This is a genomic window from Dactylosporangium sp. NPDC006015 (assembly GCF_040614215.1).
GTDB lineage: Bacteria > Actinomycetota > Actinomycetes > Mycobacteriales > Micromonosporaceae > Dactylosporangium > Dactylosporangium maewongense.
This window is the reverse complement of the sequence record NZ_JBEXUD010000011.1, coordinates 38668-62173: the sequence shown is the minus strand read 5'-3', so window position 1 is coordinate 62173 and position 23506 is coordinate 38668. Positions and strand designations below refer to the sequence as shown.

Here is a 23506-nt window from a genome sequence, read left to right as displayed (position 1 = left end):
AGCGGGGTCGTTCTCATGCTCCGGTTCGGGGTCGGCGCCGTCCTCAACTACAGCCTCGGGGTCGCCTTGGCCTGGATGCTGACGCCGTCGCAGTTCGGTTCCGTCAGTGTCCTCCAGAATGTCCAGTTCCTCTGCTCCGCGCTGCTGTCCGCCGGCTTCCCTTGGGCCCTCACGGGCGTCATCGCGCAGGCGGACGGCCGCCTCGGCGTCGACGCGGCGTATCGGGCTGCTCTGGTGGGCAATCTCGGCTTCGGCGCCCTGCTCGCGCTCGTCTTCGTGGGTGCGCAGATCACTCGCGGCGTGGTGCCTGGCATCTCCGTCGCGACGGCAGCGGTGATCGCGGCGACGATCGCGATAGCCTCGGTGAGCACGACCCTGCAGGGAGCGTTGCACGGAGAGCGGCGCTTCGACGGCCTGGGCTTCATGCAGACGACGGGCATCGGCATGAAGGTCGCGTTGACGCTGATGCTCGTAAGCCTGATGCCGCTGCGGATCGGCGGGGCCGCCGTCGGATTCCTTGGTGGCGCGATCGCGGCGGCGGTTGTCGGCGCCTGGGCACTGCGGGACCGGCTGCCCCGGCCCGGCCCGATAGCCTGGCGCGCCACCACATCCCGAGCAGTGTCGATGGGCATCGCCACCTCCGCGGTCAGCCTGATCCTGACGACCGATGTCGTCGCCCTGAGCCTCATCGGCCAGCGGCACGGTGTGAGCGCGGGCGACATCGCGGTCTACCAGGCGGCGGCGGTGCTCGCGCGGGCGCCGTACTTCGTGGCCGAGACCCTCAGCAGCGCCGTGTTCCCCTTCATCGCGAAGGCGGAGACCGCGGCCGCGGTGAGATCCTGGTTTCTCGCCGCCTACCGATGGGTGCCGCTCGCGCTGGTGCCCTTGCAGTTGATCCTGCTGGTCGCCCCGGAAACCGCGCTGGCGTTGTTCTTTCCCGCACCGTACGAACGCGGCGCGGACCTGCTGCGCATCCTTGCCGTCGGCACCCTGGGGCTGCTGACCGCCGACATGCTGCTCAAGACGCTCTACGCGCGCGGCCTGACGGCGTCGTTGGCGCGGCGGGTCCCCATCGCGCTGATGGTCGAGGCGATCGCCCTCGCCGTGGCCGTGCCCCGGTGGGGAACGACGGGCGCCGCTGTCGCCTTCGCCGTGGGGAGTTGGACCGGGGCGATAGTGCTCGGTCAACTCTTCGTCAGCCACTACGGCACGTCCTGGCCGAGCCGGAGGGTCGCCTTGCGATACCCGCTGACCCTTGCGCCGCTGGTGGTACTGCTCGCGGCGGCCGATGTCGTGCCGGAGCTGCCCGCCCTGGCGGTGATCGCAGTCGGCCTCGCCCTCTATGCGGTCGCCGCCGTCCAGGCGCGGCTGCTGCGGGACGACGAAGTGGCCCGCGTCCGGACGTTCCTGCGGCGGTTGCGACCGAAGCGACGGGCCGCTCAGGCGTGAACAGGCACATGACGAGAATGCGGTGGATCCAGTATGTGTCCATCACAACCGTGCTGCTGGGGTACGGCTTGTTCGTGCACGCTACGGGAACCGGTCTCACCACCGTGGATCTGGAGGCGGAGTCGATGCGGGTGACGTCCGGCGCGGCCGGCACGTACCGCGATCCCGAGGCCAACGGCGGAAAAGCCCTGCAGATGTGGACGGACGCGACCGCAAGCGCGGAACTCACCGTGCCGGCGGGGGCCCAGCTCGTTGTACGTGCTCGCGGCGACCAGTGCTCCGGCGCCCCGGCCATGCGGGTACAGGTGGACGGCCGGCTGGTCGAGACGGTCCAGGTGCACGCGTCCTCATGGGCCGACTACGCCATCGCCGGCTCTTGGGGAGCAGGTGCGCACACGCTGTCCCTGAGCTTCGCGAACGACCTCGCCACCGACGCGTGCGATCGCAACCTCCACCTTGACCGCGCCGTCTTCGATACGTCGGACCCGGCGTCGTCGCCGCGCGCACAGGCCCGGGTGCTCTGGGGCCTGGGACCCGGAATCGGGGACGCCGTCGCGGCCCCGCTGTACCGCGACACTGGCATGGGCATGGTCACGACCTGGTACAACGGCCCCGGCGATCTGGCGTGGATCAGCGGGTACGCCCGGCCGTCGACGATTTCTGATCTCTACGGATCCGGCAAGGCGGTCGAGCTGGTGGTGTGGCTCGCGGACCACCCGGAGTACGCGGTCAGTGAACAGTTCCAACGCGACATCAAGGTCGTCACCTCGGCGTTGAAGGGCAGCGGGCCGCACTTCGGGCCGCTCTACGTCGTCCTCTTCACCGAGTGGGAGACCTACTCGTCCGACCCCGGGTACCCCGCCCGCCTGAAGGCGGCATACCTCGAGGCGGCCGCTGCCGTCCGCGCTGAATACGCCGGCGCACGTGTCGCACTCGGCTTCGGCGGCTACCTGTGGGGCAGCTGGGGCGACCGCGACCTGTCGTTCTGGTCCGACGCGATCGCCGCGAGCGACTTCACCGCGGTCCAGCAGATGCACGCCTGCGACTACGAGCACGACGGGCAGAGCGCGCTGGTTCCCCAGATCCAGACTTCCGTACGACAGTTGGGCTCGTACGGCAAGCGGGTCATGATTTCGCATTTCAAGCTGTGGGGCAGCCCCGAATGCCAGGTGAAAGCCTTCACCAAGTTCACCGAGACGGTGTTGACGGACTCCTCGATGGCGGCGCTGACGAACGACGGGCTCTTCGCGTGGAACTTCATGCCGGATCACTATCTCGACGACCCCGGTCCGATCCGCGGCGCATCGGCGGGCCTTATCGGCAGGTATTCGGCATCGCTTCCGCCGTCGCTGAACACTCCGACGGCCGGCCTTCCCGGCTAGGCGAACTCCGCATTCTTCCGCAGGCGGGTACAGGAGGCTGCTAGGCTCGGCGACAAAGCCCAAGAATTGGGCGTAGGCCCTGGTCGGATGCGGACTCGATTCAAGAGCCGGCAGCAAGGGAATCAACGATTCTTCGGCTATTGAAGGTCGCACCAAATCATCGATCGAATTCCGCACAGGTAAGGTTGTTAAATTGCGCCTGCAGCAACGAGGAAGTCAGGAAGATTCCGAACGTTCTGTCGAGGCCCGTGCTGTCGGCGGATCCCTCATCTCCGACGTCGCGCGACCCGCGGTGGACCTCGAAATCATCATCCCGGCATACAACGAGGAGACCCGTCTCGGCGCGACGCTTCGGGACCTGGCGAACAAGACCGCCCGGCTGCCGTGGAGCGTCGGCATCGTGGTCGTCGACAACGGCAGCACGGATCGGACCGCGGACGTCGCCGACCACGCCTGCGACGGTCTGCGCGTCCACGTGATCGGCTGCTCACGCCAGGGGAAGGGAGCCGCCGTCCGGCGCGGAATTCTGACCTCGCGGGCGCGTTGGGTCGGGTTCTGCGACGCCGACTCGTCGACACCCGCCGATCTAATCCCAGGCGTCGTCGGACTTCTGTCCGCCGGTCACCGGATCATCGTCGGATCCAGGTACTGCAGTGGCGGCCGGCTCCTCGTCCGCCAGCCCCTGATCCGGCGCATGGGCAGCATCGGATTCCGGTCGCTGAGCCGGGGCATGGTCGGTGACCTGTCCGACACGCAGTGCGGCTTCAAATTCTTCCAGGCGCCGCTCGCTCGGCAACTGTTCATGCAATCACGTCTGTCAGGATTTGCGTTCGACCTCGAATTACTCGCCCTGGCACACCGGGCGAACATTCCGATCACCGAACTGCCGGTCGACTGGACGGAGCGCGGAGGCTCGACGTTGCGTCTGGTCAGAGACGGCGCCCGCGCCTATCTGGAATTGATCAGCCTCCGCATTCTCGGCAGCGGCCCCGGCGACCCGCTGGTGCTGCGACCCGCAATTATCGCCCAGCCACGGGAGCGGGAACGAATGCTTCTCGAACCATGATTTGCGTCCGCTGACAGAAACTCGTTCATTCGACCCAGGGAGGAAACGCGGTGACGGTTCAGCACGTCGCTGTGCTCAATTGGCGGGACAGGAGTCACCCGCGTGCCGGCGGCGCCGAACTGTACTGCGAGCAGGTTGCCCAGCACCTTGTGCGGCAGGGCGTGAAGGTCACATACCTGACGGCTCGAGTATCCGGTCGCCCGGCCGTCGAGGAGCGACACGGCTTTCGCATCGTCCGCATGGGGGGGACGTTCACGGTCTACCTCGCGGTGCTGGTGTGGCTCTGGCGACACCGCAAGCACATCGACGGTGTCGTCGACTCCCAGAACGGGATTCCGTTCTTCGCCCCACTCGCAGTCGGGCGTCGGGTCCCGGTGGTCCTCCTGATCCACCACGTCCACCAGCGACAGTTCGCGGAGTACTTCGGCTGGCCGATGCGGTGGATCGGCCGGTGGCTGGAGAAGACCGCCACCGGACTGGTCTACGGCCACCGGGCGATCGTGACCGTCTCGCCCTCCTCCCGGAACGCGATTCGCCGGGAGCTCGGGCTCAAGGGGAAGGTCTTCATCGTCCCGTGCGGGATGGACCGCCCCGTCGTACCGGACATCGGACGCCGGGCGGCCCAGCCGCGCATCGTCTGCGTCAGTCGCCTCGTGCCACACAAACGGATGGACCTCGTGCTCGAGGCCTTCGCCAAGGCCAGGACCGTAGTGGGCGAGCTGGAGCTGCACCTGGTCGGCGACGGCCCCGAACTCGACGGCGTTCGCGCGTACGTCAAGCGGCTCGGGCTTGAACCATCCGTCGTCATCTACGGACGCGTCACCGATGCCGAGCGGACAGCGATACTGCAGACGGCGTGGATCACCGTCAGCGCGTCCACCGGCGAAGGATGGGGACTGAGCATCCTGGAGGCGGCCGCGCTCGGCGTGCCGGCGGTGGCACTGCGGGTGGCCGGGGTGCAGGACGCGGTTCTCGACGGTCGAACCGGCGTGCTGATCGACGACGAGTCGCAGCTCGCCGACGCGATCGTCGGCCTCATCGAGCGCCTCGGCCGCTCCTCGGAGGCAGTGGCATGGGCATCGCGGGCATGTGCATGGTCCGCGCAGTTCACCTGGGAGCGGACTGCGGGGCGGATCCGGCTCGTGCTGGCTGCCGAAGCGGCCCGGCTCGCGCTTCGCCGGGCCGATCACCGTGCGGGTGGTGACGTCGTGACGGTCGTCGAGCTGTCCGGAGCGGCACTGCCGGACGCCGAGGATCTGCGGATGCGGTGCCGGCATACCGACACCTGGTTGGCGCGCGGCGACCGGATCGTCGGCCTCATCCACGGCGCCGACGAGGTCGACGCACTTACCGTGCTGCAACGCGCCGGGGTGCAGCCCAGCGAGCAGGTCTGCGTCCGCCTTCGCGTCGGCCGGCCCCACGACCTGCTGGAGTACGCGTGAGCAACAGCACCACACAAGCGGCGCCGCCGATCCCGCGTGATTCCTCCGCCGAACAGCTCGGGACGTCGGCGGCACCGGTGGACCCGGAGCGCGTGGGCAAACCCCGGTCGCTGCGTGTTCCGGCGGCGCTGGCCGTCATCGTCGCGGTCGGGGCCCTGCTGCGCGTGGTTCCGCTGCGGAGCGTGTGGCTCGACGAGGCGATCAGCATCGGACAGGCACGCCTGCCGTACCTCACCATGCTGCACGACCTTCGCTCGGCCGACGTCCATCCGCCGCTGTGGGGAAGCGTTCTCTGGCTGGACGTCCGCCTGTTCGGCGACGGTCCGCTCGCGGTCCGCATCCCCTCCCTGATCATCGGCACCCTCTCCATTCCGTTGGTGTACCTGGTCGCCCGTGAGCTCTACGACCGGCGCGCGGGTGTCGCGGCGGCGCTGCTCATCGCGGTGTCTCCCGTCGCCGTCTGGTACTCCGCGGAAGCGCGGATGTACGCGTTCTACATCTTCTGGTCGCTCCTCGCTGTGCTCGGACAGGCACGAGCGATCCGGCGTGGGGGATGGCTGGACTGGGGCCTGTTCGCGGTCGCCTCTGCTGGCCTCGTCTATACCCACTACTTCTCGCTGCTGCAGCTGTGCACCCAGCACCTGGTGTTCGCCGCCATCGTGATCCGGCGCGGGCTCAAGCGGGAGCAGATGGCGCGCAGACTGCTTGTCGGGTGGTTGTCAGCGACCGTGGTGACGGTCGTGCTGCTGCTGCCGCTGGTTCCGTACGCTGGGGAGCAGGTCGGGGACTTCATCGGGTCGAGCGGCGGCGCCTCCGGGAGCAATACTGCGACGGGCGGCGAAGGTTCGCGCTTCATCTCCCTCTACGTAATCCTGGCCAACCTGGCCTGGGCGATGTGGGGCTACCACTCCGACGCCGCGATGGAGCGGTTGGTCGCGCTGTGGCCGGTCGGCATGCTCGCCATCCTGCTCCTGCTCGGCCGGGGACGCTCCCGCTCCACCGCTTTGCTGGTGTCGCTCGTCATCGTTCCGTTCGCACTCGCGTACCTGCTCGGCACGAAGCAGCGGACCTTCTTCGAGCTGCGGTACTTCATCTCGGTGCTGCCACCGTTGCTCATCCTCACCGCCCGTGCGGCGACCGGCTGGCTGCGAACCACGACCGCGAGAGCGACGGCGGTCGCCGCGATCGCGCTGACCATGATCGTCGGCCTCGGGGACCAGCAACTGAACTCGGCCAATCCGAGGCTCTACGACTACAACGGAGCCTTTCGCCTCGTGAACGAGGAGGCCCGCCCCGGTGACGTCATCCTGTTCGCCCCCGGGTACCTCGAGGTATTGGTGAGCTACTACCACCCCGCCGTCACCGCCGTGCCGATCAGGGGCGGCGTCCCGCTGCCGGCGCAGCACGGTGGCCGCACGTTCCTCATGGCGAGCTATCTCGACAACCCGGACAACGCGAGCCTGGTGGGCCAGGCGCTGGCACAACTCGACATCGGAGGGCGGACAGTGCAGCGGGTGGAGCACCGGGAGAACGTCACGATCTGGATCCTGCAATGACCATGACCATGACCATGACCGAGGCGGAGCCCGGCCAGCGAGCCGACCCGAGAACCACCGCGCCACGGTGGCAGCCGCGCCGCGCCAGCCGGCGTGAGGCGATGGCGTTTCGGCTGCTGGTCATGCTGAGCCTGACCGCATCGGTGTGGTACTTCGGATGGCTGCTGCAGCCCGGCCGGGTGGGCAATCCGGTCCTGTACTGGGTGCTGGTTCTGGCCGAGACGTTCAATCTGGTGCAGGCGCTCGGATTCTGGTGGACCTGTGCGCACAACCGGGCGTCACCGCGGCCCAGGTTCCGCCGGACCCCGAAGGCGTACGTGGATGTGCTGATCCCCGTCTACAACGAACCCGTGGAGATCATCGCGCCCGTCGTGGAGGCCGCGGTCCGGCTCAAGGGTGCACGACCGCGCGTGGCGATCCTGGACGACGGGAACAACCCCGAGGTGCGAGCCCTCGCGGCGCGGTTCGGGGCGAAGTACCTGCGCCGCGGGTCGAACCGGGGCGCGAAGGCCGGCAACATCAACGACGCCCTGAAGCGCACGCATTCGCCGCTGGTCGCGGTCCTTGACTGCGACCACGTGCCCGGCCCGCGGTTCCTCGAAGCCACCGTCGGCTACTTCAAGAGCCGCGACGTCGCGTTCGTGCAGTCACCGCAGTACTACGCGAACGCTGCCGAGAACGCGGTGGCCCAGGCGGCGTGGTCGCAGCAGGCGCTGTTCTTCGGCAGCATCGCCAACGGCAAGGCCGGGCTGAGCTCGATGTTCTGCTGCGGCACCAACATCGTCTTCCGCCGCGCCGCACTCGAGTCAACGGGCGGCTTCCCCGAGCAAACGGTCACCGAGGACTTCGAACTGTCCGTGCGACTGCACGCGGACGGCTGGAAGTCCGTATACGTGCCCGAGGTGCTGGCCCAGGGACTGGGACCGGAGGACATGTCATCGTACGTGAGCCAGCAGCTGCGCTGGTCCCGCGGATGCATCTCGGCGATTCCGCTCGTGCTTCGCTCGCGGCTGCCGATGCGACTGCGGCTGCAGTACCTGCTGTCCGCCTCGTACTTCCTGTACGGCTGGACCCTGCTCATCTACATGCTGATGCCGCTGGCGCGGATCGCGTTCGGGTGGCAGCCACTGGCGTCCGCGAGCGCGGCGGACTTCCTCTTCCACTTCGCGCCATACTTTCTGCTCTCCATCGCCAGCGTCGCGGCGGCCGGATTCGGCACGTACACCTATACCGCCTTCGCTCTCGCGGCGACGAGTTTCTGGATAGGCATCGTCTGCACGGTCCGCGCGGTGCTGCGACGACCGGCGAGGTTCGTGGTGACGCCCAAGCGCGGAAGCAGCGGGTGGCAGCCTGCCGCCGTCGCGCCCTCGCTGGCCGCGATCGGCGTGCTCATGGCCGTGTCCGGGTGGGGGCTGCTGCGCGACCCCACGCCGGGGATCCTCAACGCCGTCGCGTTCGCGTTGGTTCATGCCGCCATCCTGTTGCGGGGCGCCGTGCCCGCGCTCCGGTTGCAGCGGCGGAAGGTCTCCCCGGTCGACTCAGCCCTCGAACGCACCGGCGTCGGTGTCCGGCAGCGGGCGCCCGCTGGCGCCCCGGCATCGTCCAAGCCGTTGCCCGCGGCGGGACGCGCCGTCGAGGGGATCGCCAAACCCCGTGTGTCGCCGGACGGGCCGGTTACCTCGGGCGAAAACGTGACGACACCGACCGAGAACAACGTCAGCGCATGACCGCCGGTAGGTGCCTGTCGGGCTCGTAAATCCGGTTGGGGCTATGACGTGCGGTTTTTGTGTGGAGTCTGCCCGGCGGTAGCGGCGAGTGTTCCATCGATCCGCTCCTGCGAGTCCGCTGCATGAGGTCAACGACCAACCGCGCGCACGCGCGGTTCACGGAAGGAGTGCCCAGGGCCAGCATGGCGCCGTCAGTAGGGGATGATGCAGACAGGCGGGGGCAGCAGCGGCAACTGCTCGGCAGCGGGATGCTACTACTCTTCATTGCTCTGATCGGCTGTTTCACCGCTTGGGGCATAGCGCAGGACCTGACCACGCCGATGGTGGCAGGCTTCAAGCGCATCTTCGAGATGAGCACCTTCCAGGCGTCGCTCGTCCAGTTGGCTTACTTCGGCGCGTACTTCCTGCTCGCGCTTCCGGCGGCCTTCATCAACCAGCGTTTCGGCTACAAGACGGGAATCCTCACCGGACTGGGGCTGGCGGCGCTGGGCGCCTTCCTCTTCTACCCGGCGAGCAAGATCATGACGTACGAGGCGTTCCTGCTGGCCCTGTTCGCGATGGCCGCCGGCTGCTCGATCCTGGAGACCTCCGCGAACCCGTACGTCATGTCGCTCGGCCCGGAGGAGACGGCGACCTGGCGGCTGAACTTCGCCCAGGCATTCAATCCGTTGGGGACGAACATCGGTGTGCTGCTGGCTTCGACGCTCATCCTGCCCAAACTCGTGGACCCGGTGGACATCTCGTCACTGAGCCCAGCCCAGCTGCACACCGTCCGCGCGGGCGAGCTCGGCGCCGTGATGGCCCCTTACCTGGGGCTGGCCTTCCTCCTGCTGCTCATCGCCGTCGCCATCGCGAGTCAGAAGGCGCCGCCGATCATCGAGGAGTTCCCCGATGCCGGCCCGCACGTCGGCGGCACCGGTCACCTGTTCGGCGTGCTGTGGCGCAGCAAGCGCTACCGCTTCGGGGTGATCGCCCAGTTTGCGAACGTCGCGGCTCAGGTGTGCACCTGGACGTTCCTGATCCAGTATGTACAACAGGCACTGGGCGGCAGCCTGCAGAAGGGCGGCGCCTACCTTCAGGTCAGCTTGCTCGTCTTCCTCGGATCACGCTTCCTGATGACGTGGGTGATTGGTCGCGTGCGCGCCACCAAGGTGCTCGCCGTGCTGGCCTTGCTGGCAGTGATGCTCTGCGTGTTCGCGATATCGAGTCCCAACCTCGCCGGGGTCCTCGCCGTGGTCGCCCTGTCCTTCTGTCTGTCTCTCATGTTCCCGACAATCTACGGCGTTGCCCTCAAAGGGCTCGGGCCGGCGACCAAGTTCGGCGCCGCCGGCCTCGTGATGGCCATCGTGGGCGGCGCGATCATGCCGCTGCTCCAGGGCAAGCTCGTGGACCAGACGAGCGCGGCGACCTCCTTTGCCGTCCCAGCCGCATGCTTCGCCGTCGTCGGGCTCTACGCCCTCTACGACCTCAGAGCCGCGCCCGGATCCGTCCGCGGGAGCACCGAGTCGGGCCTGCCCGGCGATTCCGGGCCGAACACCGTCACCGGGAGCGCGGCATGAACCGCCAGCGCCGCGCGGTCGCGGTAGTCGCAGTCATAGCGCTCGCCGTGGCCGGCTGCGGTGCGCAGAAGCCGACGAGCGCCACGACGGACACCAAGCAGCTCGAGGTCATGTCGTGGTGGACCTCCGGGTCGGAGGCCGCCGCGCTGAACGTCCTCTTGTCAGCCGTGCACCAGACGAATCCGAATGTCGACGTCGTCAACGCCGCGGTCGCAGGCGGCGCCGGGTCACAGGCGGTCGTGGCGCTGGCCAAACGGCTGCAGCACGGCAACCCACCCGACGTCTGGCAGACCTTCACGGGCAAGTCCGTGCAAGGCTACGCCGACCGCGGCGTCATCCGCGACGTCACGTCGGTCTTCGCCGACGGTGACCTGCGCGCGACGATGCAACCGACCATCCTGCATTCGCTCATGCACGACGGCAAGCCGTACGGGGTGCCGACGGGTGCCCATCGCAGCAATATGCTGTGGTTCAACACCGAGCTACTCAACCGAGCCGGCGTCGCGCTGCCCTCCAGCGACTACACCCTTGCCGCGTTCCTAGACAGTCTGCAGAAGGTCAGGGCCTCCGGAGCCACCCCGCTGTGTCTCGGCGGCAAGGACCCGTTCACCACCGTCGAGCTGTTCGAGAACGTGCTGCTCAGCATCATCGGGGTGAAGGGCTGGCAGGACATGGCCGGCGACCGCCTCAACTGGCGCAGCGCGCAGGTGCGGACGGCGCTGCGGACCTTCGGCGACATCCTCGCGTACGCCGATCCCGAAGCCGGTACGTTGACCTGGGACGCGGCGACAAAGAAGCTCGCCACCGGTGGTTGCGCCTTCGAGTCCCTGAACGACTCCGCGTACGGCGAGCTGGTCGCCGATGGCGCACGGGAGGGCAAAGACTTCGGAGCTGTGCCGTTTCCCGGCACCGGCGACAGCTTCCTCGCGGTTGTCGACGTCTTCGTGGCCGCGACCAGGGCCAGGAACGCCAAGAACGCCCTTGCCTTCCTCAGCGACATCAGCAAGCCGGCGACCCAGATCCCGTTCAGCAAGGCGAAGGGGTCAGTACCGGTGCTCCGGAACGTCGACACTTCGCCCCTGTCCGCCTACCAGCGCGATGCCTCGAAGAGCCTCTGGGGCTCATCGGTGCTGCTGTCGGTCGCTCACGGCGAGGCCATGAGCCCGGAGTTCCAGGAGGGCTTCTACGACGCCGTGTCGAACTACGTACGCACCCACGACCCGGACGCCTTCGCCCGGGATCTCGAAAACGCGGTCACCAAGGACAAGATCCCGCCACGCTGATGCGGGGGTCAAGCTTGGTTGCTCACACGATGCTTGATCCCGTGGGACTCGTATTTCCAGTCGGTACGTCCCCGCACCGCGTCGGCGGCCTGCCGATCGGTGAGGTTCCTCTGCGAACTGCAGCACCGTGACCATCGCCAGCTGCCCCGGCGAGCCACGGATCCCCAACGCGTCGATGAACGCCCCGTCGGCGAAGACCTCACCCAGCTCATCACGCACCCGCATAGCGAGGTCCCTTTCCGGAACGCCGCTTCGGCCACAACAGCACCCTCGCCATGGCGGTCAGGGTGTGTAGAACTGGGCCACGATGCGATCCATCAGTGCTGCACCGGCTGGTTGGTCGCTGACCAGCCGCCAGTGCTGCATGGTCGCCACGGGCAGGAGCGAGAGCAGTTCGACGTCTGTGCTCGCGGATATTTCACCGCGGGTGATGGCGCGTTCGACGATGGTGCGCAGGCTTTGTACGAGCGCTCCGGTCATACCGGCGCGGAACGACTCGCGTAGCTGCGGGTTGCTGGCGGTCTCCCCGCTGACGGCGGCCAGAGCCTGCGCGCCGCGGTTCTTCCCCTGCAGCAGCGCGTGCAGGAAGCGTCGCATGTCCTCGGCGAGGCTGCCGGTATCGGGGATGTCGGGAACCACGTCGGCGTGGCGCTGCATCGCTTCGGCGACCAGCGCCGCCTTGTTGGGCCAGCGCAGATAGACGGTCGCCTTGCTCACCTCGGCCCGCACCGCGACCTGTTCCATGGTCAGGCCCGCATAGCCGACGTCGGCCAGCAACTCCACCGCCGCAGCGAGTACCGCAGTATCTACACCAGGATCGCGGGGACGGCCCCTGCGCGGCCGCGGCGCCTCACCGGTCTGATCGGCCATCGTCGCCCCTTCTCCACCCTGCCACTCTTTACTAAACGCAAGCGTCTGGATAATCTGTGCCGCGACGGTATTACCAGACGGACCGTTTAGATAATACGTCAGGCATCGGTGAGGAATTTTGTCATGTTCGAGGCGTTGGCGCGGTTCGCTGTCCGGTTTCGCTGGCTGATCGTGGTGGCATGGGTGGCCGGGGTCGCCGGTGCGGTGGTGGGGCTGCCGAGCCTGTCCAGCGTCATCCAGACGAACAACGCCCAGTTCCTGTCGGCCAGCGCGCCGAGCCGACAGGCCGCCGACCTGGCGGCACCATTTCAGGGGGCCAGCCCGGCCGCGACCGCGATCATCGTCGCGTCCCGCGCGGACGGGCCGCTCACCGCAGCCGACGACGCTGCGTTCTCGCGGGTGCTGCTGGCCGCCGCGACCATCACGGATGTGACCTCGGTTCGCGATCAGGGCACCTCGGCCGACGGGCAGGCCCACCGAGCTTTGATCGTGACCGTCCCCAACGGACCAGGCAACGCGCCCAACGCCCGGCTGGTCACCGCGGTACGCGACACCTTCTCCGCCGCCTCCGCACCGGCCGGGCTGACGTTTCACCTGACCGGCCCGCTGGCGCAGACCGCCGACGCGGATACCGCGTCCACGCAGACCGGCGACAACATTCGCAAATTCACCCTGCTGTTCGTGATCGTGCTCCTGTTCGTCGTGTACCGCTCACTGCTCGCACCACTCGTCACGCTGATCCCACCAGTGCTGGCGCTGCTGCTGGCCGGGCCCGTGATCGGTCAGGCCGGGCAGGCCGGACTGCCGGTGTCACCGGCCATCCAGCAACTGCTGGTGGTGCTGCTGCTCGGCGCCGGCACCGACTACGGCCTGTTCCTGGTCTTCCGGATGCGCGAGGAGATCCGCAGCGGCCGGCAACCCCGCGAGGCCCTGATCGCGGCGATGGGCCGGGTCGGGGAGTCGATCACCTTCTCGGCCATCACCGTGATCGCCGCGCTGGCCTGTCTGGCCGCCGCCTCCTTCGGCCTGTACCGCGGCCTCGGCCCAGGCTTGGCCATCGCCCTGGCCGTGATGCTGCTGGCCGCATTGACGCTGCTGCCGGCGCTGCTGGCGATCGCCGGGCGGGCACTGTTCTGGCCCACCCGCCCCGCCGCGGGCCAGCAGAGCATCGGGATGTGGGGCCGCATCGCCGCCGGTGCGATCCGACGCCCGATCCCCGTCCTCGTCGCCGGGGTACTGCTCTTCGGTGGCCTCACTGCCGGCTTGAACGGATTCACCACCAGCGGTTTCACGTCCAGCAGCCCCGCCACGGCCAGCGACTCCGCCGCCGGCAGCGCCGTGGTGGCCATCCACTTTCCCAGCCCCACCAGCAACGGCGAAATACTGCTATTCCGGTTCGCCGACCCGGTCTGGCACAACCCCGACGCGCTGCAACAAGCCCACCAACGACTGTTGACGGCCGCCCCGGTCAGCGCCCTGACCGGCCCGCTCAACCCCAACGGCACCACCGTCACCGCAGCCGACATCACCCGCCTGTACGCCAGCCTGGGCCCCACCGGCAGCCTGCCGCCGACACCCCCGGCCGGCATCACACCCAGCCTGTACCAGACATACCGGGCCACCGCACAATTCATCAGCCCCGACGGGCGCACCGCACGCTTCGACGCCATCCCCGCAGCCGGACCCGCCGGCAGCCGCGCCGCGATCGATGCCATCCCCACCCTGCGCACCACCGTGGCCGACATCGCCACCGCCGTGGCCGCCACCGACAGCGGCGTCGCCGGAGTCGACGCGACCGCCTACGACATCTACACCACCTCCACCAACGACTTGGCCCGCCTGATACCGATCGTGCTACTGGTCATCGCCATACTGCTGGCCGTCCTACTACGCAGCCTCATCGCGCCGATCTATCTGATCGTCACCGTCGGCCTGTCCTACCTAGCTGCCCTCGGGTTCGCCAGCATCGTGTTCGTCCACCACGGACACAGCGACGGCCTGAACTTCATCATCCCGATCCTGCTGTTCATCTTCGCCATGGCCCTCGGAGAGGACTACAACATCCTGCTCATGGCCCGCGTCCGTGAAGAAGCCCACCGATACCCGCTCCACGAGGCACTAACCCGAGCCGTCGCCCGCACCGGTGGCACCATCACCGCCGCCGGACTCATCCTCGCCGGCACCTTCACCGTCCTGGCCATCGCCGGCAACAACACCCAAGCCCACCAACTCGGCTACACCGTCGCATTCGCCGTCGTGCTCGACACCTTCTTCGTCCGCACCCTCCTGGTGCCCGCCTCAGCCGTCCTGCTCGGCCGATACAACTGGTGGCCCTCCACCCTTTCGCGCACCCGGACCACCGACACACCCCCGACCTCGCCGCAGCACGGCCCGCCGTCGCCGCCTCACGCCCGCCGAGCGCGACTATGAGCGGCGACAGCGGTAGGTCGAGGACCGGGCCGGCCGTGCGCCAGGCCTGGGAGTGGGCGGCTCCCATGAAGGCGTGACCGACCATTCCGATACCCAGTGTGGGACAGAGACTCGTCGTCATGTGAAAGGCCCGTCACTGTCTTCTGCTCGGAGTCAGGACGTATCAGGTCCGGTCCCCGGTCCAGGCCGCTTCGAGGATCGCGGTCAGGCTGGCGGTGTCGGTCGGGCCTGGATGGTTCTGGATCAAGCGGGTGATGCCACCGGCCATCTCCGCGAAGCGCGGGAGGTCGGCGCGTGCCACGCCGATGTCCGCCAAGGTGGCAGGGATGCCGATGTCGGCAAGGAGCCCGTCGAGCCAGGTGAGGAACGTATCTGCGCCCTCGGCATCCGAGGCGTCGGTCACGTCGAGCCCGCACGCCCCGGCGAGGATGGTCAACCGGTCGCCGATGGCATCCCTGGCGGCGTCCAGCGCGTAGGGCAGCAGCAGCCCGACGCCCAGGCCGTGCGGCGTGTGGGTGGCTGCGCCGATGAGGTACTGGAAAGCGTGCGGGGCCGCGTTGCCTGCGTGGGAAAACGCGAGCCCGGCGAGCATGGACCCATAGGACATGTCTGCGCGCGCGTCCGTGTCGCCTCCGTCCCTGACGGCACGGCGCAAGCTGCGGGCGATCCGCTCCGCGGCCAGGAGCGCATAGTGATCTGTGATCGGGTTGCGGCCGAGGAAGACCTGCTCCACCGGGTCGCGCGGTCCGTGGGCCCGGGGTCGCGCGGTGAAGCTCTCCACCGCGTGACAAAACGCGTCGATGCCGGAGTGGGCGGTGACGGTCGCAGGGCAGGTGTAGGTGAGCTCGGGGTCCACGATGGCGAAGTCGGGCACGATGTGGACGCTGGAGACCCCCACCTTCAGCTCGCGGTCCGGGTCGGTCAACACCGAGACCGGCGTGAGCTCCGAGCCGGTGCCTGACGTCGTCGGGACCGCGACGAGAGGAATCGTCGGCCCCGGCACCTTCGACTCGCCGTAGAAGTCGCGCGGCGTCCCACCGTGGCGCCGGATGACGCCGACGATTTTGGCAAGGTCGATCACCGTGCCACCCCCGATGGCGAGGATCACGTCGGCGTCCACCTCTGCGGCGACCGAGACGGCCAGGGCGACATCGGCGAGTGGCACGTCCGGAGTCGCGTCGGCGAACACCGCGACGACCTTGACCTTCTCCCGCACGGCGGCCACGATCTCGGCCACACCCGGCTGCCCCAGAAGAATCCGGTCGGTCACGATGAGGACTCGCGAGCCACACTCGGCCACCACTCGCGGGATGTTCTGCGCGACCCCTTCGCCCACTATCAGCTGGCGTGGTCCGCGGACGGTCTCAAGCATGTCAGTGCCTCTCTGGAACGTCGGCGGCGATGTGCTGGGCGGACGTCCAGGTCACCTGCGAGACCGGGACGGCGTGGGCAAGGTTGGCCGCCCGGGTGGCGCGGGCGCGCGCGCCGGGCTGCCGGAGTCGGTTGCGCCCGGGCGCCCTCGGGTCCGTCGCGATGAAGATGTTGCACAGGGCGCGGTGATCCTCGGCGGACACCCGGATCAGCAAGCCGGTCACGGTAGGTCGATCGCCGCGTAGGTGACGTCGAGGTACTCGAGGATGCCCTCGTGCGACCCCTCCTTGCCGATCCCGGACTGCTTCACGCCTCCGAACGGAGCTGACGGGTCCGAGATCAGACCACGGTTGATGCCGAGCATCCCCGTCTGTAGCCCCTCGGTGAACCGGAGCGCCCGCTGGAGGTCACGGGTGAAGACGTATCCGACCAGGCCGTATTCGGTGTCGTTGGCCTTCGCCATCACCTCGTCGTCGGACGTGAACGACATGATCGGCGCCACCGGGCCGAAGATCTCCGCCTCCAGCATCCGCGCGTCTTCGGGCACGTCGACGAGGACCGTAGGCGGGTAGAAGTGGCCCGGCCCATGCGGACGCTCGCCGCCCACCAGGACACGGGCGCCGCGATCGACCGCGTCGGCGACGAGCTCGTCGATCTTGGTGACCGAGGCCTCGTCGATCAACGCCCCGACGTCCACGCCGTCGTCGAGACCATGGCCCACCGACAGCGCGCCCATCCGCTCGGCGAAGCGCGCCGTGAACTCCTCGTGCACCGGCTCCTCGACGTAGATCCGGTTGGCCGCGATGCAGGACTCCCCGATGTTGCGCATCTTGGCCACCATGGCACCGTCGACCGCGACGTCCAGGTCCGCATCGGCACACACGATCAAGGCCGCGTTACCGCCCAGCTCCATGGAGGTGCGCAGCACGTTGTCCGCCGCCTGTCGCAGCAGCACGCGCCCGACCTCGGTCGACCCGGTGAACGAGAGCTTGCGGGTCCGGCGGTCGGCCAGCAGTGCTGAGACCACCTCGCCGGCACGCTTGGTGGTCACCACGTTGACGACGCCCGGGGGAACGCCGACCTCCTCCATGATGCGGGCCAGGAACAGCATGGTGAGTGGTGTCTGGGCCGCTGGCTTGGTGATCGTCGTGCAGCCCGCCGCCAGCGCGGGAGCGATCTTGCGGGCACCCATGGCCAACGGGAAGTTCCAGGGCGTCACGAAGACGCACGGTCCGACCGGCTTCGGCACGGTGAGGATGCGATATCCACCGGCCGGAGCGGTGTTGTAGCGCCCCTCGACGCGCACCGCCTCCTCGGCGAACCAACGGAAGAACTCGGCGCCGTAGGCCACCTCGCCCCGAGCCTCGGCGAGCGTCTTGCCCATCTCGAGCGTGATGAGCCGGGCGACCTCCTCGGACCGCTCGGTCAGTGCCCGGTACGTCGCGGTCAACAACTCCGACCGTTTCCGCGGCGGGGTCGCCGCCCACTCCGCCATCGCCGTGCTCGCCGCGTCCAGAGCGGCGAGCCCGTCGACGACGTCGGCGTCCGCCACCTCGGCGATGGTCTTGCCGGTGGCCGGGTCCTCGACGGCGAAGGTGGCTCCGCCGGCGGCGTCGCGCCAGGCGTCGCCGATCCGGAGCCGCCGGTACTCGGGGGCCAGGACGTACATCGGGTCACTCATTGCGCCGCCTCCTGTGATGTTCTTTGGTGATGTCCAGCGCGAGCTCAGCGTTCGCGCCACGCGCGTTGACGAACGGGTTGCCGGGCGGGTCGACCGTGGCCGTTGCCCAGGGCGCACGGCGACGCCCCGCGCCACCGATCGCTTGCTCGGGCCATGGCCGCTTCGCGTCATCAGGCCGTGCTCACCGGGGACGCGGTCCGCCGGGCTCGATTGCCACGTACGGGCGCATGGTGACGTCGCCGCTCTACGCGGTTACCTCCCGGCCTCGGACAGCGCCAGCCCGGTGTCCGCATCGAACAGGTGCGCACGGTCCAGGTCGACCGTGACGAGCAGCCGCTCGCCCGGCGTACCGGTGACGGTGGGTCGTGCCTTGACCTTGAGGATCTCCGTCCCCACTCGGACGTCGACCACCGTTCGGTCACCGAGCGGCTCAAGCCCGTAGAGCTCACCCTCCAACGACGCGTCCCCACGCCGCTCGACGGACAGGTCCTCCGCGCGTACGCCCAACAGCAGCTGACGACCGTCCTCAGCCGTGGTCCAGCGGGGCCGCGGCAGCGTCCAACCGTCCGCCCCGACCAGACGATCTCCCTCGGCGTGGCAGGCGAGCAGGCTGATCCGCGGGCTCCCGACGAAGCCCGCGACCCACTGGTTGGCCGGCCGCTCGTACACCTCGGTCGGCGTTCCGACCTGTTGCACCGTCCCCTCCTTGAGGACCGCGACCTGGTCGGCCATGGACAGGGCCTCGACCTGGTCGTTGGTCACGTAGACGAAGGTCGCCCCGAGGCTGCGGTGGATGCGGGTGAGTTCGGTGCGCATCTCGACGCGGAGCTTGAGGTCGAGGTTCGTCAGCGGCTCGTCCATGAGAAACGCGCGCGGGCGACGGACCAGCGCCCGGGCCAGGGCGACACGCTGCATCTCACCGCCCGACAACTGCGCGGGACGGCGCTGCAGCAGACGTTCGATGTGCAGCAGACCCGACACCTGCTCGACGGCAGCGGCGATCTCGCCGGCAGCGCGGCGGCGTGCCCGCAGCGGCGAAGCGATGTTCTCGTACACCGTGTGTCGCGGGTAGAGGGCGTAGTTCTGGAAGACCATGGCCAGGTCGCGTGCGGCCGGTTCGTCACCGGTCGCGTCCCTGCCGTCCAGATGCACCGACCCGGCGTCAAGCTTCTCCAGGCCGGCGATCGCTCGCAGGGTCGTCGTCTTGCCTGCCCCGGAGGGCCCGAGCACGACGAAGAACGAGCCGTCCGGGACGTCCAGCGTCACCCCGTCCAGGGCCTGGACTTCACCGAAGGACTTGCGCAGCCCGTGCGCTGCCACGGTTCCCATCAGGCCACCAGCTCTTCCGTGCGCACGTCGTAGACCGTCGGGGTCCCGCCGGAGTGCCGCAGCCCGACCGGTGCGTCAACGGCGAAACGGATGGTCGGTGGCATCCGGACCCGTACGTCGCGCTCGCCGCCGTGGTCGATCACGTAGATGATCTCGTCGCCCAATCCTTCCGCCGCGACCACGCGGGCCGGGACCGAACGTTCCGCGCCTGGTGCCGTGACTTCCAGCGCCTCCGGCCGGACGCCCGCGACCAGGGAACGGTCGCGCGGCAGGCCCGGCGGTGGCGTGAGGACCAGTCCGCCCTGACCGCGCAGCATCCCGTCGGCCACCTCCACCTCGATCAGGTTCATCGGCGGGGAACCGATGAACGCGGCGCAGAACAGACTCGCCGGACGGTCGTAGACCTCCAGCGGCGTGCCGATCTGCTCGACGCGGCCCTTGTTGAGGATGGCGATGCGGTGACCGAGCGACATCGCCTCGACCTGGTCGTGGGTGACGTAGACCATCGTCGTGCCCAGCTGCCCCTGCAGGTGCTTGATCTCTGTGCGCATGTCCGCCCTCAGCTCCGCGTCCAGATTGGTGAGCGGTTCGTCCATGAGGAATGCGCGCGGCCGCCGTACCAGGGCGCGAGCAAGCGCGACGCGCTGCTGCTCCCCGCCGGACAGCCGGCGCGGTCGCCGGTCCATGAGTGGACCGAGGCGCATCAGCCTGGCGGCCTCCTCGACCCGCTCGCGCACCTCCGGCTCGGGCAGTCCCTCGGCCCGCAGTGGGAACGCCAGGTTGTCGCGGGTCCTCAGATGCGGGTAGAGAGCGTAGAACTGGAACACCATGGCGATGTCGCGCTCGGCGGGCGGCAGGTCGTTGACCAGCGTGTCGCCGATGCGGATGTCGCCCGTCGTCTGCCTCTCCAGGCCGGCGATGGCCCGCAGCGTGGTCGTCTTGCCGCAACCCGAAGGGCCGAGCATCACGAACAGCTCGCCGTCGCCGATGGACAGATCCACGTGATCAACCGCGACCGTCCCGTCCGGGTAGCGCTTGTGCAGGGCGGTTACCTCGATGCCCGCCATCAGCGTCGCACCGCCCCGAGCGTCACACCGGCGATGAGGTGCTTGCGCACCAGGTAGGCGAAGACGAGCACCGGTAGGGCGAACACCACGGAGGCGGCGGCCACGAGACCCCAGTCCACAGTGGTGCCACCGATGAGTCCGGCGATGGCGGGTGGGGCCGTCCGCACGTCGTCACTGGAGGTGAGGAAGATCGCGAACACGAACTCGTTCCAGGAGAAGATGAGTGCGAAGACCGCCGTCGCGGCGATGCCGGGCACGAGCAGCGGCAGGGTGAATTTGCGGAACGCCTGCAAGCGGGTGTAGCCGTCGAGCATGGCGGCGTCCTCGTACTCCGCGGGCACCTCGTCGACGAACCCCTTCATCATCCAGATCGTGAACGGGACGTTGAACGCGGTGTAGATGAGGATCAGGCCGAGCTGGGTGTTGATGAGCCCGACCTGGCGGTACATGAGGAAGATCGGGATCACGACCACCACGGGCGGCATGAAGCGGGTGGACAGGATGAAGAACAGTTGGTCCTTCTTGGCCTTCAGGGCGAAGCGTGAGTAGGCCCAGGCCGCCGGGACCCCCAGCACGGTGGCCAGCGCCGTGGAGACCCCGGCGACCACGACGGAGTTGAGGAACGAGACCGACAGGCCCGCGCGACCGCCGCCGGAGGAGACCAACACGTCCTTGAAATGGTCCATGGTGACGGTGAAGCCGAAGAACTTGGCCGGGACGGCGTAGACGTCCCGGTTCTCCTTGATGGACGTCTCGATCATCCACAGCACCGGAAAGAGCATGACGACGGCCAGCACGGTCAGCAGCGCGACCTCCAGCACGGTGCGGCCCCGACCGCCGAGGCGGCGCGTGGGTGGCGTGTGATCCCGGACAGGACCTGTGGACACGGCGTCGTCGACGGAGACGGCCATCAGTCCTCCTTGAGCTTGTTCAAGTAGCGCAGGTAGAACTGCGTGAGGACGATGACGACGAGGACCATGAGGATCCCGTACGCCGAGGCGGTGCCGGTGTTGAAGCCCAGGAACGCGACCTTGTAGACGTGGAACGACAACGTCTCGGTGGACACCCCCGGACCTCCGCTGGTGAGGATGTAGACGAGGTCGAACTGCCGGAATGCCTCGATGGCCCTGAACAGCACGGCGATGAGCAGCAGCGGCCACACCAGCGGAAGCGTGATGGTGCGGAACCGGAACCACTCGGACGCCCGGTCGATCGAGGCGGCCTCGTACAAGTATTTGGGGACCGCGGTGAGGCCCGCGAGTGCGATGAGCATGATGAACGGGGTCCACTGCCAAGTGTCGACCACGATCAGGGAGAGCAATGCCGTCCGCTGCCGGGTGAGCCACTCCACCTGCCCCAGGCCGAGCGAGCCGAGCATGCTGTTGACCACGCCGAACTGCGCGTCGAGCATGAACCGCCAGAACAGCCCGACCACGACCGGCGACAGCATCATCGGCACCAGGAACAGCGTGGTCAGCACTCCTCGCCCGCGCGTACGCCGGGAGATCAGATAGGCGATGGTGAAGCCGAGCACGGTCTGCAGGGCGACCGCGCCGGCAACGAAGATCAGCGTCGTCAGGGTTCGCTGGTGGACCTGCGGCGACGTCAGGATGGCGGTGTAGTTGCCGAACCCGACGAACTCGGCGGGCCCCCCGCGGGTGGCCGAGTAGTCGGTGAAGGACAGGTACAACGTCCACAGCAACGGGAACACCGACATGCCGAGCAGCAGCAGCAACGCGGGTGAGGTGAAGACCACGGCGAGCCCGCGGTCGCTCAAGCGGCGGGACCGGCGGCGGGACCGGCCCAGGGCAGGCGGCGTCGCGGACGCCACCTGCCCGGAGTCGTCGGTCTTCAGCGGGACGGGGTCACTCACAGCCCGCCGCCGCCCTTGCGGTTGCTGGAGTCGAGCACCTTCTGCTGCTCCTTGGCGATGTCGTTGAGCGCGTCCTTCGGCTGCTTCGCGCCGTTGAGCGCCGCGTTCACGTTGGTGTTCTCGATGTCGACGAGGCGCGCGTACTCGGGCACATTCCACATGTCCCGCATCCGCGGCACCGAGTCCGCGTACACCTGGTTGAACGGCGAGGCGTTGAGGAACTCCGGTGACTGCAGCGCGTCCGTACGCGCCGGCACGCCACCGGCCGCGGCCCACTTCTTCTGGATGTCGGCCTGCTCGAACCACTTCATGAAGTTCAGGGCCTCCGCCTGGTTCGGCTTGGCGGCGTACGCCGAGATGTGCATCCCCATGCCGCCGAGCGGCACCAGGTTCGTCTTCTGCGCCGGCAGGGTGGCGAAGCCCAGCTTGGTGAGGATCTGCTCCCGCGTGGTGCCGAGCGTCGACTGCTTCGGGTCGAGCAGGCCGCCGCTCGCGGCGATCCACTGGAACGCGATGCACGCCTTGCCCTGGGCGACCGACGCGTTCACCTCGTCGATGAACCAGTTCCCGGAACCCTTGGCGGTCAACGGCTTCATCTTGTTGACCAGGACGTCCATCGCCTCCTGCCCCGCCTGGTCGTTGAGGACGCCCTCGATCTTGCGATCCTTGGCGTTCCAGAGGTTGCCGCCGTAGACGCCGTTGACCGTGTTGTACGTGACGGCCGCGGCGTCGGAGCCGTTGGCCTGGTGGAACGCCAGCCCGCTGACACCGGGGTTGTCCGCCTGGCACTTCTCGGCAGCCGAGATCATCTGGTCCCAGGTCTGCGGCGGCTTGTCGCCGATCAGGTCCTTGCGGTAGATCATCGTCCACGTGTCGCCGAGCAGCGGCAGGCCGTACAGGCTGGCGTTCTCGTCGCGCTTGCCGGTCTCCGCCTGGGGGAACTGGCCGTAGGCCGCCAGGAGGTACGGGTTGTAGGCCTTGACGTCGATGTTCTTGTTGACGAAGTCGGTGATGTCGAGGATGTTGCCGTTCGTCACGGCCTCGCCGATGTGTTGCGAGTCCAGGATCGCGATGTCGAAGTCGGTCTTGCGCGCGGCGAACTGGGTGAACATCGCGTCGTGCCAGTTCGCGTTCGGCACGGTGTTGACCTTGATGGTGACGTTCGGCCGCTCCTTCTTGTACTCGGCATTCGCGAAGTCTTCCAGCGCATGGGCGGGGGGCCAGTCGAACCAGATGAAGCTGAGGGTCAGCGGGTCCTGGGTGAGCGCCGGGATGCTCGCCGGCGCCTTGGGGGCGCCCGCCTTCGCGCCGCCGTCGTCGTCGCCGCATGCCGCCATGGTCGTGGCCAGCAGCAGGGCCGCCGCCGCGAGCCGCGCCTTCCGTCCGGGCACGGACAGTCGTCCTGTTCGCTGGAAATTCCG

18 protein-coding genes are annotated in these 23506 nt (G+C 68.4%); 9 read left to right on the top strand and 9 right to left on the bottom strand.

Annotation, left to right across the window (positions count from 1 at the left end; translation table 11 throughout):
• Positions 1-15: 15 nt before the first annotated feature.
• The 8 genes from ABZ321_RS21215 to ABZ321_RS21180 all read left to right on the top strand — a co-directional run bounded on the left by ABZ321_RS21215 (position 16) and on the right by ABZ321_RS21180 (position 11464).
• Entirely contained in the window at positions 16-1449 is a 1434-nt protein-coding gene (locus ABZ321_RS21215; protein WP_354893631.1) for an oligosaccharide flippase family protein, read from the top strand.
• Positions 1450-1499: 50 nt separating this feature from the next.
• Positions 1500-2831: a carbohydrate-binding domain-containing protein gene (locus tag ABZ321_RS21210; protein ID WP_354893628.1), complete on the top strand. Its 1332-nt coding sequence runs from the start codon at positions 1500-1502 to the stop codon at positions 2829-2831.
• A gap of 193 nt (positions 2832-3024) precedes the next feature.
• Positions 3025-3897, top strand: coding sequence for a glycosyltransferase (locus ABZ321_RS21205; RefSeq protein ID WP_344515035.1), 873 nt, complete (start codon positions 3025-3027; stop codon positions 3895-3897).
• Positions 3898-3947: 50 nt separating this feature from the next.
• Positions 3948-5339 (top strand): glycosyltransferase family 4 protein, encoded by a 1392-nt coding sequence (locus ABZ321_RS21200; RefSeq protein ID WP_354893625.1) that lies wholly within the window; start codon positions 3948-3950, stop codon positions 5337-5339.
• Positions 5336-6895, top strand: a complete 1560-nt coding sequence (locus ABZ321_RS21195) for a glycosyltransferase family 39 protein (RefSeq protein ID WP_344515032.1) — start codon at positions 5336-5338, stop codon at positions 6893-6895. The genes ABZ321_RS21200 and ABZ321_RS21195 overlap by 4 nt, the downstream gene beginning before the upstream one ends.
• Positions 6892-8622, top strand: coding sequence for a glycosyltransferase (locus tag ABZ321_RS21190; protein WP_354893622.1), 1731 nt, complete (start codon positions 6892-6894; stop codon positions 8620-8622). The genes ABZ321_RS21195 and ABZ321_RS21190 overlap by 4 nt, the downstream gene beginning before the upstream one ends.
• A gap of 182 nt (positions 8623-8804) precedes the next feature.
• Positions 8805-10181: an L-fucose:H+ symporter permease gene (gene fucP / locus ABZ321_RS21185; RefSeq protein ID WP_354893619.1), complete on the top strand. Its 1377-nt coding sequence runs from the start codon at positions 8805-8807 to the stop codon at positions 10179-10181.
• A complete protein-coding gene (locus tag ABZ321_RS21180) occupies positions 10178-11464 on the top strand; it encodes an ABC transporter substrate-binding protein (protein WP_354893616.1) in 1287 nt (428 codons plus the stop codon). The genes fucP and ABZ321_RS21180 overlap by 4 nt, the downstream gene beginning before the upstream one ends.
• 282 nt (positions 11465-11746) lie before the next feature.
• On the opposite strand, the gene ABZ321_RS21175 is transcribed toward ABZ321_RS21180, so the two are convergent.
• Positions 11747-12247, bottom strand: a complete 501-nt coding sequence (locus ABZ321_RS21175) for a TetR/AcrR family transcriptional regulator (protein ID WP_344515024.1) — start codon at positions 12245-12247, stop codon at positions 11747-11749.
• Between the two features lie 210 nt (positions 12248-12457).
• On the opposite strand from ABZ321_RS21175, the gene ABZ321_RS21170 reads away from it, so the two are divergent.
• The gene (locus ABZ321_RS21170; protein ID WP_354893613.1) at positions 12458-14764 is read left to right on the top strand and encodes an MMPL family transporter; all 2307 of its coding nucleotides are present in this window, start codon (positions 12458-12460) and stop codon (positions 14762-14764) included.
• Positions 14765-14927: 163 nt separating this feature from the next.
• On the opposite strand, the gene ABZ321_RS21165 is transcribed toward ABZ321_RS21170, so the two are convergent.
• From ABZ321_RS21165 to ABZ321_RS21130, 8 genes are all read right to left on the bottom strand, one after another.
• Complete coding sequence (locus tag ABZ321_RS21165) at positions 14928-16136, bottom strand: iron-containing alcohol dehydrogenase (RefSeq protein ID WP_354893610.1); 1209 nt, start codon at positions 16134-16136, stop codon at positions 14928-14930.
• Between the two features lies 1 nt (position 16137).
• Positions 16138-16350: a hypothetical protein gene (locus tag ABZ321_RS21160; RefSeq protein ID WP_354893607.1), complete on the bottom strand. Its 213-nt coding sequence runs from the start codon at positions 16348-16350 to the stop codon at positions 16138-16140.
• A gap of 5 nt (positions 16351-16355) precedes the next feature.
• A complete protein-coding gene (locus ABZ321_RS21155; RefSeq protein ID WP_354893604.1) occupies positions 16356-17816 on the bottom strand; it encodes an NAD-dependent succinate-semialdehyde dehydrogenase in 1461 nt (486 codons plus the stop codon).
• Positions 17817-18068: 252 nt separating this feature from the next.
• Positions 18069-19145 carry an ABC transporter ATP-binding protein gene (locus ABZ321_RS21150; protein WP_354893601.1) on the bottom strand — a complete coding sequence of 359 codons (1077 nt, stop codon included), beginning with the start codon at positions 19143-19145 and terminating at the stop codon, positions 18069-18071.
• Positions 19145-20212 carry an ABC transporter ATP-binding protein gene (locus tag ABZ321_RS21145; protein WP_354893598.1) on the bottom strand — a complete coding sequence of 356 codons (1068 nt, stop codon included), beginning with the start codon at positions 20210-20212 and terminating at the stop codon, positions 19145-19147. The genes ABZ321_RS21150 and ABZ321_RS21145 overlap by 1 nt, the downstream gene beginning before the upstream one ends.
• Positions 20212-21123 (bottom strand): carbohydrate ABC transporter permease, encoded by a 912-nt coding sequence (locus ABZ321_RS21140; RefSeq protein ID WP_354893595.1) that lies wholly within the window; start codon positions 21121-21123, stop codon positions 20212-20214. The genes ABZ321_RS21145 and ABZ321_RS21140 overlap by 1 nt, the downstream gene beginning before the upstream one ends.
• A complete protein-coding gene (locus tag ABZ321_RS21135) occupies positions 21123-22085 on the bottom strand; it encodes a sugar ABC transporter permease (RefSeq protein WP_354893593.1) in 963 nt (320 codons plus the stop codon). Before ABZ321_RS21135 ends, ABZ321_RS21140 begins: the two co-directional genes overlap by 1 nt.
• Positions 22082-23476 carry an extracellular solute-binding protein gene (locus ABZ321_RS21130; RefSeq protein WP_354893590.1) on the bottom strand — a complete coding sequence of 465 codons (1395 nt, stop codon included), beginning with the start codon at positions 23474-23476 and terminating at the stop codon, positions 22082-22084. Before ABZ321_RS21130 ends, ABZ321_RS21135 begins: the two co-directional genes overlap by 4 nt.
• Between the last annotated feature and the right edge of the window lie 30 nt (positions 23477-23506).